Raw genomic sequence first — 510 nt, 5'->3', positions numbered from 1 at the left:
ACTCTTTTAAATATTCTTCACAAAATGTGAGAATTATTGTTCCTCTTTTCTTTAAACTTCTGTTATATTCTTTCCAGTTGCAAACTTTTTGTAGCTTTGACATACACACTTGTGGTTAAGTTTTTTGTCGATTTACTACTTTTCTTAGTTCGCAGCTACTTTTTTTTATATCTACGCAACAAGGTCTTGCAGGAATGACGGAAAAATCGTTCCATGCAACAAAACCTAAACTCTCCAAATATTAGCAATTTATATTAATATGTCAAATTGCATATAGATAAATACTTTTTAATGAGGGTTATTTAAATCTTCATAATAATCGCGCATTGTTTCTCTATTAGCAGGAATATTATTATTAGATTCCTCTATATCCTGTTTGGGAATAAAAAGAGAAAAAATTTTACTGATTTTAATTATTACTTCATGTAAACTCATATTTATTCTCCTAAAAATTGTTTTCTATTCTATCACTCGTTAATCCTCCCATTTTTAATCGCAATAGAGAGTAGA

General features: G+C 28.2%; 1 protein-coding gene. It reads right to left on the bottom strand.

From position 1 onward, the window contains the following. Positions 1-288: 288 nt before the first annotated feature. Positions 289-435: a hypothetical protein gene (locus KYQ89_RS02630; RefSeq protein ID WP_218460282.1), complete on the bottom strand. Its 147-nt coding sequence runs from the start codon at positions 433-435 to the stop codon at positions 289-291. Positions 436-510: the final 75 nt, after the last annotated feature.

Origin of the sequence: Rickettsia sp. TH2014, from assembly GCF_019249195.1 — a bacterium.
GTDB classification, from domain to species: domain Bacteria; phylum Pseudomonadota; class Alphaproteobacteria; order Rickettsiales; family Rickettsiaceae; genus Rickettsia; species Rickettsia felis.
This window is presented reverse-complemented; position numbering and strand designations above follow the sequence as displayed.